The following is a 7,523-nucleotide window of genomic DNA, read 5'->3' on the forward strand; positions in this document are numbered from 1 at the left end:
TCAATGTATCCAAAAGTAATAGGATTGTGGCTTGTTCTCATTTTATGACGTTATTTCAAGCCGCCCGCTACCGTTTTCTATTTTTGGTTAAGGTGCTTTGGGATTGTCAGCTTCAGTGATGATGGCATTCTTATGTTCACGTCCAGACGTCTCTGTTTTGGCATCGCTGTCCCCAGCGTCTATAGGAATGATCGCTTCATGGTTGTGCTCATCACACTCAATATCGCTTTCTTTATCATAGGCGATAGGGTCAAAGTGCGGTGACTTTTCAGTATCTGAGTTAGCTTTGGATAGCTGACGGGCCGCTGTCGGAGTATTTTTTCTAAATAAATCCGTGTGGCGCTCTTTATGAAAGCCTTTTGGGTCAGAAGACGCCTTCTTACGCGGCTTGCTATTGGCAAAAATCGCATTTAATGGCAAATCTAATTGCTGCTTAGCATACGCTTCGGTGTGCTCAAAACGATGAACCAATAAGCTCAACCAAGGTTTATGATCTTCCAGCCTCATCTCATCAAGCTCATCCTTAATAGGTAGCGGATAGGGCAGGGTGCGATAAAAGTCCCACAACGTCATTTTGCTTAAATCTTTTTTGAGCACATAGTTCTCATCTTCAGTCATGGTGATGAGATTGCTGTCTTGTAAGTAATTAATATAGGTGTACCACTTTGGCAGCTCTTTACGTCCCAGTACATTGCGCAGCGCTTGTTCGCTGACAGACTCCCCTTTTAAATGGTGCGTGTATATTAAATTTAGCATGTCGAGTAAGCTGAGCAACGGATGACGAGGACAAACTTCTTCGGTCTCAAAAATGGTCAGGGTATAGCTCACCTCCACCCCTAATAAAATCAAATTCCAGGATAAATAGATCCATAGCAAGAAAATTGGAAGGGCGGCAAATGCCCCATAAATCGCTTCATAACTGGTAAAGTTTGCCATCACAGTACCAAAAAGATGCTTCATCAGCTCAAACACAATGGCGACAAACAGACCGGCAATGGCGGCGTTTTTTACTGGCACACGTGCTTTGGGGGTAAACCAGTACATACCGATAAAGCCTGCAATGGTAATGCCAATCGAGACGGCTTGTACCCAAAAAGACCAGTCAATACCATAGCCAGCAATTTGCCGATTTAAGAAGCTCAGGCTTTGCACCGCACTTGAGGCAATAAACGCCGTCCCCAATACCAATGGCCCTAACGTCACTATGGTCCAGTAGCGCAGTATGCTTTTTAGGCCGCCCGAGCGGTTTTCTACCCGCCAGATTTGGTTAAAAGCACGCTCAATGGTCGTCAACGTCATGATAGTGGTAAAAAACAGTACCATGGCACCAATAATGGTTAGATTAGACGACTTTTCGGCGAAGTTATTGATGTATTCACTAACCTGCATGCTGGACTGTGGTAGCAAGTTACTATAAATCACCTCATAGATCTGTGCTCTCACAGACGCCAGTGCTGGTACTGACGATAAGATCATCAGTAGCACCGTAAATATAGGCACAATGGATAACATGGTGGTGTAGGTCAGTGACGCAGCCTTTTGCTGGCAGTTGTCTTCAAAAAAATGCCGAACCAAAAATCGCAAAAACTGAAACCAGCGTTGATGTAAAAATGGGATTTTTTTTGTTATGTTTTCCATGTTAACCATTGAGCAAGTATTAGAGTGAAAGTAGTGTAACAAAAATATGTCGTTATCATCTGCCGTTTAATTGTGTCAAAATGCACAGCAGTAACCGTTACAGGGTTTTGCTGGCGGCAATACTAAGCGTGCGAGTTTGCATGTCAGGGAATGACTCGGGCATAATGTGTGCACATGCTAATGGTGCAAATCACTGGCCTGTCTGTCTATTTATTTATATGTTTTGATGTTATAGGCAAAATTTTAGCGGCATGATAGATAGGTATAGAAGCTGCTATGATGATTGCTGTCCATAATAATGTTAATGATTGATGAGGAAGTGTTGCTAATGAGTCAGACCGCCCCCTATGTGTTGGTGCTCTATTATTCTAGTTATGGTACGACTAAGACGTTGGCATATGCTATTGCTCAAGGTATTGAAGATGCGGGCATGACCGCGCGTATCCGTACGGTGCCAACGGTGGCACCAGAGACCACATCGAGTAAGCCTGCGATACCTGATGAAGGGGATCTTTATTGCACAATGGATGATCTGAAAGACTGTAGCGGTTTGGCACTTGGTAGCCCCACGCATTTTGGTAATATGGCCGCGCCCATGAAGTATTTTTGGGACAATACCGTCACGCTATGGCTGGCAGGTAATTTGCAGAATAAACCCGCGTCAGTATTTACCGCAACGGGTTCGATGCACGGCGGCCAAGAGACGACCTTATTGACGATGATGCTACCATTGATGCATCACGGCATGATCATCGTTGGTGTGCCTTATGCAGAGCCTGCGCTCAACCGTACCCATCGCGGTGGTACGCCTTATGGCGCCAGTCACGTCAGTGGCGCACTTCATGATCAGCCAGTGTCTGCTGATGAGCGTGAGCTGGCTATCGCCCAAGGTCGTCGTTTGGCTATTAGTGCCACTGCGCTGGCGCAAGCCAACTGGAGTAACTAAGCTGCGCTTAGGTTGTTAAGCCTCATGCTACCGTGTTATTAATTAGGAAGTACATACATCTAATGGTTACAAACCGCTCCAATAGTGAGAAAAAGTCTACGGCACCAGTAAATAAGTCCGATAAATCTGTCAAAGCCAAAAAGCCTATTGCGCCTATTCGTCAGCGCTTGATGGTGACTTGGCTCGTTTGGTTGGTCTATAGGCTGTTTGCGCTGCCTATCTTTATTAACCTCTTTAACCCACGTAGTCCCGATATCATCGGTGGCATCGCATGGCAAGCGCTGTGGCTGGTGCCAGCATTTGTTTTGACGCCGTGGATACTACGTGGCCGCTCACCATATGCGTTATTAATAGGCAGTATGTTTACCTTAGTGTACTTAGGAGCCAGTGGTGTGGTGCTTTTTACCCGCGCTTACGGCAGCAGCTGGGCCGAAATAATGGTTTATCTGATTGATTTTGTGCTGTTATTCACTATCAATGTTTGGCTGTTTGTTTTGCTCAAGCGTCTGCCATCGATGAATAATGTCGTCAAACCCCCACGTTGACCGATGAATGAATCGTAACCTTATCATGTACGATCAGGATCAAAAAAAAGCGGCGCTCTATTTAGAGCGCCGCTTTTGTATTTTGTACAATCCATTTAACACAAGAAAAGTACCGATAGTTTTATTAGTTGACCTTAGTCAATTCTAAATCCATTTTTTTACCATCATTGATCTGGCTTACTTTGACGGGTAAGTAATTTAAGCTTGGCGCTAACCAAAAACTGGTAGAGCGACTGTTGTCATCATGGATACGGTCGACACGCACAGTGTCAAATGTCCCAGCTGGTACAGTGACTTTAGTGTTGCCAGACTTTTTAAATGGCGTCTTCTCAATTTTATCTTTTTTCGCCATGTAGTAGTTGCCAGAGAATTTACCGTTTAACAAGTCTTGACGAATCTGTACTTCAAGACTCAAATCATCAAAGGCTTGCTGTGCCATGTCCATGGTCGTCGTTTTGCCTTTGTAGTTGCTGGTGACCTTTTTATTACGAGGGTTAAAGTTCAACTTATGGGTACGTCCCATACCTAATAACTTATAAGTGGTGCTCGCTTGGGTTGGCGTGACATTATTACCGATGATGGTAAAGGTACTGCTTTGTACCGCGCTTGCAACACCAGCCACGCGCGCATTGACATCATATTTCCAAGTATTGCCCGACTTGCTTAAGGTGCGAGTAGCCGTCCCTTTATATTTATCTTCTACGGTAAAACTATAATTTGCGCTTGATGGTTGAACGGTTTTTGCGTTTGCCAGGGTGGGTGCGGTCATACTTAAAGCTCCGATGGCAGCAATACTTGCCCCTGAGGTTAAGATAGTCAGGCGTCTAGACTTGCTGCGCTGTGCGTCATTAGTGACAATTGCTTTTTTAATCATTGAGAAAAAACTCATGGATATTCCTTAATTAACTTTTATGCAGTCATGTTCGTTTTTTTGATGACTGTTTTTTGATGACTGACATGACAGGATCAAAAGTTATAATGGTCATATTGTGTTACATTTTCAAGGATAGGAGTGGCCTTTGATGTGGTGCGCTTGTAGTTAATGTTACGAGCAAAGCTAGTGCTCGCATACTAAGTAACCGACTGTAAGCTTAGTAAAAAAGATCAGTTAAGCCACTGACCATAAAAGAAGTACGGTCATCTATCATGAATCAAATGAACGCTTTAAACACCATGCTAATGCCATTTGTCATAGGGTACTTCAAACGAAACGTTTTTAAATAATGACATTCCTCATTTAATAGCCCGTGTTATGCAAAATTCTTGTAAATTTTTGGGCTTTACACTTGAAGCGAGCCACGCGTGCCCCCACTTTTTGTTACAAGCTCAAGGCTTATCTTAAGAAGGCTGCTTTACGCAGTAATGCTTGTAGATACTAGCGTTGAGACTATTAATTCAAATAAACCCTTTATTTAAATAACCAACTTTTGGAGTCATATCGATGAACATTCGTCCTTTACATGACCGTATTGTCGTCCGCCGCATAGAAGAAGAGACAAAAACTGCTGGTGGTATCTTACTTCCTGGTTCAGCACAAGAAAAACCATCACAAGGTGAAGTGCTTGCAACTGGTAATGGTCAAATTCGTGACAACGGTGAAACTCGTGCATTAGATGTAAAAGCTGGCGACAAAGTTTTGTTCGGTCAATATGCTGGTCAAACCGTAAAAGTTGACGGCGAAGAACTGCTTATTATGAAAGAATCTGATGTATTGGGTGTGCTAGAAGGCTAATTGGCCGACAGCATGTCCAACCGTACTATCGAATCATTCAATTGTATTCTCATACTTATAATAGTGGAGTAATTTAACATGGCAAAAGACGTAAAATTCGGCATTGATGCCCGTAAACAAATGATGGACGGCGTAAACGTTCTAGCAAACGCAGTACGCGTAACCTTAGGCCCTAAAGGTCGTAACGTGGTTATCGATAAATCTTTTGGCGCGCCTACCATCACTAAAGATGGTGTATCGGTAGCCAAAGAAATCGAGCTTGAAAACAAATTTGAAAACATGGGCGCTCAACTAGTCCGTGAAGTCGCTAGCCGCACAAATGATGTCGCTGGTGATGGTACGACGACTGCGACGGTATTGGCTCAGTCAATCTTGCAAGAGGGCATGAAGTCAGTGGCTGCTGGCATGAACCCAATGGATCTTAAGCGCGGTATCGACAAAGCAGTTCGTGCAGCAGTTAAAGAGATTCATAAACTATCTACACCAGCCGATGACGAAAAAGCCATCGCTCAAGTGGGTTCTATCTCTGCTAACTCAGACACCAAAATCGGTGAGCTGATCTCGCAAGCGATGGAAAAAGTAGGCAAGCAAGGCGTTATCACGGTAGAAGAAGGCTCAAGCTTTGAAGATACCTTAGAAGTCGTAGAAGGTATGCAGTTTGACCGTGGCTATATCAGCCCGTACTTTGCTAACAAGCAAGACAGCCTGACTGCTGAGTTTGAAAACCCATACATCTTGCTTGTTGACAAAAAAATCAGCAACATCCGCGAGATCGTGCCATTACTTGAGCAAGTTATGCAGCAGAGCAAGCCATTGCTCATCATCGCTGAAGACGTAGAAAACGAAGCGCTCGCGACTCTGGTTGTCAACAACATGCGTGGCGGCCTAAAAACGTGTGCGGTGAAAGCGCCAGGTTTTGGTGATCGCCGTAAAGCCATGCTAGAAGACATCGCAACGCTAACAGGTGGTACGGTTATCTCTGAAGAGATTGGTCTAAGCTTAGAGACTGCAACGCTTGAGCAATTGGGTACGGCTAAAAAAGTAACCGTTGGTAAAGAAAACACCGTAATCGTTGATGGCGCTGGTAACACGGCTGACATCGATAACCGCGTTGAGTCTATCAACCGTCAAATCGAAGAGTCAACGTCTGACTACGATAAAGAAAAGCTACAAGAGCGTGTTGCGAAACTGGCAGGCGGCGTAGCAGTTATCAAAGTTGGCGCAGCGACCGAAACTGAGATGAAAGAGAAAAAAGACCGCGTTGATGATGCGCTACATGCAACTCGTGCAGCGGTTGAAGAAGGCGTTGTCCCTGGTGGCGGTGTTGCCTTAGTGCGTGCAATGAATGCATTGTCTGAGCTAAAAGGCGATAACGATGATCAAGATGCGGGTATCAATATCCTACGTCGCGCAATGGAAGCACCACTGCGCCAAATCGTCACCAACGCTGGCGAAGAAGCATCAGTCGTGGTGAACGAAGTGAAAAACGGTACTGGTAACTACGGTTACAATGCTGCCTCTGGTGAATATGGCGATATGCTAGAGATGGGTATTCTTGATCCAGCTAAAGTGTCTCGCTCAGCGCTAGAGAATGCTGCCTCTGTTGCTGGTCTCATGCTGACGACTGAAGCCATGATTACTGACCTACCAGAAAAAGAAGACCCAATGGCTGGCATGGCTGGTGCTGGTGGAATGGGCGGTATGGGTGGAATGGGCGGCATGATGTAATTTATACCCCGGCTGAATTCGTACGATGTCGTTAACTGTGTTCGATGTACTATAAGTACACTCTTTACTCGGTTGCCTAGTTATACTACTTCAGTCAACCCATAAAGTGCTTTTCACTATGAATCTAGAATAGTAAAAGTGTTTTGACTACCGAAAGCGCTGTTATCTTTAAGATAGCAGCGCTTTTTTTGTGCCATAGGTAGAGTTCACTGGAGTTTTCACACATTTTTTAGAACTTATAAATGTTACATAATTATTTCTATTTGTATATAATGTAAATTTTGACAATTAGATCATCGCCTATCCTCTTTGCTTACTATTAAAAGTTCAAAGATAAAAAATAAGGAGTATTTATTGAAAGCTAAATTACCTGCCATTTTGTTAGGGCTAGCTACTGTTTTGACCATAGGCGGCTGTGCTAGTAAATCTACTAAGATTCCTATCACTTACGTATCTCCGAATGAATACGCTAGTCTTAGCTGTGCTACTTTAGAAAATGAAATGAGAGAGATATCACAAAGAGTAGCCACGATTACTGGTCAGGTAGATAAAGAGGCATCAGCTGACGCTTGGCAAATGGGTGTTGGGTTAGTATTGTTTTGGCCTGCACTTTTCTTTTTAGAAGGAGGTGATGGTGCACTTCAATCTAACTATGCTCTTTTAAGAGGTAAATATGAAGCAGCTTCGACGCAGTATAATAGAAAGGGCTGCGCTGATGTAACTGACGAGACCGTTAAATAATTATGTATTAATAGGTAGGAGACGATACAGATTATATCGTTGTACGTTATTTAGGTGATGTATTTTTGACCCCTGCCGTCAAATCCGTACAACTAAACTTGGGAGATTTTAGTTACGCAGCCTGACGATAATAATCAAACCACACCTGTCTTGGCGATTTATAGCCTAAACCCTTTTGAATTCTCGTTTGGTT

Annotated in this window: 7 protein-coding genes; 5 read left to right on the forward strand and 2 right to left on the reverse strand. The window is 43.8% G+C overall.

Annotation, left to right across the window (positions count from 1 at the left end):
• Positions 1-87 precede the first annotated feature (87 nt).
• Positions 88-1,638 (reverse strand): YihY/virulence factor BrkB family protein, encoded by a 1,551-nt coding sequence (locus DVY93_RS04075; RefSeq protein ID WP_230709245.1) that lies wholly within the window; start codon positions 1,636-1,638, stop codon positions 88-90.
• A 328-nt stretch (positions 1,639-1,966) separates the two neighbouring features.
• Between DVY93_RS04075 and wrbA the strand changes: the two genes are divergently transcribed.
• Both wrbA and DVY93_RS04085 read left to right on the forward strand, forming a co-directional pair.
• Positions 1,967-2,584 (forward strand): NAD(P)H:quinone oxidoreductase, encoded by a 618-nt coding sequence (gene wrbA / locus DVY93_RS04080; RefSeq protein ID WP_198335010.1) that lies wholly within the window; start codon positions 1,967-1,969, stop codon positions 2,582-2,584.
• Between the two features lie 62 nt (positions 2,585-2,646).
• Positions 2,647-3,129 (forward strand): hypothetical protein, encoded by a 483-nt coding sequence (locus tag DVY93_RS04085; RefSeq protein ID WP_230709247.1) that lies wholly within the window; start codon positions 2,647-2,649, stop codon positions 3,127-3,129.
• A gap of 124 nt (positions 3,130-3,253) precedes the next feature.
• Here DVY93_RS04085 and DVY93_RS04090 read toward each other — a convergent pair whose 3' ends face one another.
• Positions 3,254-4,018 carry a DUF3108 domain-containing protein gene (locus DVY93_RS04090; protein ID WP_230709248.1) on the reverse strand — a complete coding sequence of 255 codons (765 nt, stop codon included), beginning with the start codon at positions 4,016-4,018 and terminating at the stop codon, positions 3,254-3,256.
• A gap of 552 nt (positions 4,019-4,570) precedes the next feature.
• Here DVY93_RS04090 and DVY93_RS04095 point away from each other — a divergent pair.
• The 3 genes from DVY93_RS04095 (at position 4,571) to DVY93_RS04105 (ending at position 7,330) form a co-directional block, all read left to right on the forward strand.
• On the forward strand, positions 4,571-4,861 hold the full coding sequence (locus tag DVY93_RS04095) for a co-chaperone GroES (RefSeq protein WP_010196840.1): 291 nt from the start codon (positions 4,571-4,573) through the stop codon (positions 4,859-4,861).
• Positions 4,862-4,939: 78 nt separating this feature from the next.
• Positions 4,940-6,589, forward strand: a complete 1,650-nt coding sequence (gene groL, locus DVY93_RS04100) for a chaperonin GroEL (RefSeq protein WP_193005989.1) — start codon at positions 4,940-4,942, stop codon at positions 6,587-6,589.
• 354 nt (positions 6,590-6,943) lie between these two features.
• Positions 6,944-7,330, forward strand: coding sequence for a hypothetical protein (locus DVY93_RS04105; protein ID WP_230709250.1), 387 nt, complete (start codon positions 6,944-6,946; stop codon positions 7,328-7,330).
• Positions 7,331-7,523 lie beyond the last annotated feature (193 nt).

Source organism: Psychrobacter sp. CCUG 69069 (assembly GCF_021023115.1).
In the GTDB taxonomy this organism is placed as follows: domain Bacteria; phylum Pseudomonadota; class Gammaproteobacteria; order Pseudomonadales; family Moraxellaceae; genus Psychrobacter; species Psychrobacter namhaensis.

Coding starts and splice junctions, on each gene's coding strand:
- groL (WP_193005989.1), top strand. CDS start 4,940: ATGGCAAAAGACGTAAAATTCGGCATTGATGCCCGTAAACAAATGATG.
- DVY93_RS04095 (WP_010196840.1), top strand. CDS start 4,571: ATGAACATTCGTCCTTTACATGACCGTATTGTCGTCCGCCGCATAGAA.
- DVY93_RS04085 (WP_230709247.1), top strand. CDS start 2,647: ATGGTTACAAACCGCTCCAATAGTGAGAAAAAGTCTACGGCACCAGTA.
- DVY93_RS04075 (WP_230709245.1), bottom strand. CDS start 1,638: ATGGAAAACATAACAAAAAAAATCCCATTTTTACATCAACGCTGGTTT.
- wrbA (WP_198335010.1), top strand. CDS start 1,967: ATGAGTCAGACCGCCCCCTATGTGTTGGTGCTCTATTATTCTAGTTAT.
- DVY93_RS04090 (WP_230709248.1), bottom strand. CDS start 4,018: ATGAGTTTTTTCTCAATGATTAAAAAAGCAATTGTCACTAATGACGCA.